Here is a 431-nt window from a genome sequence, read left to right as displayed (position 1 = left end):
CGAGCAGACCGCGCACCTGCCCGAAGTGCCCGGCCGCCAGGGTGGTGTCGGTCCACGGGATCGGCACACCCTGCCGTATCACGGCGGTGGAGTAGTCGTGCTCGTTGATCAGCAGCGGCCGCGTGCGCCCGCTGGGCGCAGCGGCGACACGGGTTCTCACGTTCATCGCGAATACTTGCACTTTTGGGTTGGTCGAAACGGCGGTGGCGGCCCCGGTTGTGCGACCGCCACCACCGATGTCAGGTGAGCTTGCTGACCTTCTCGCCGTAACGCGCCTCGAGTTCGGCGATCCGCGACTCGAGCTTGGCGATCTTGACCTCACGCCGGTCGGGCACAACCACGAGCGGCAGTTCGGCCAGCGGAGCCTTGACCCGCTCGGGACCATCGATCGTGTACACGGTCGCCGTGATGTCCTCGTCGCCGGATTCCCA

Annotated in this window: 1 protein-coding gene; it reads right to left on the bottom strand. The window is 67.1% G+C overall.

Features of this window, described 5'->3' with window-relative positions:
• Positions 1-239: 239 nt before the first annotated feature.
• Positions 240-431: hypothetical protein (locus RNC47_RS37055; protein WP_311605267.1), on the bottom strand; the 192-nt coding region annotated here is incomplete at its 5' end.

Origin of the sequence: Streptomyces millisiae, assembly GCF_031845425.1 — a bacterium.
GTDB classification, from domain to species: domain Bacteria; phylum Actinomycetota; class Actinomycetes; order Streptomycetales; family Streptomycetaceae; genus Streptomyces; species Streptomyces millisiae.
The sequence above is the reverse complement of the archived record's forward strand: the minus strand, read 5'-3'. Positions and strand labels throughout refer to the sequence as shown.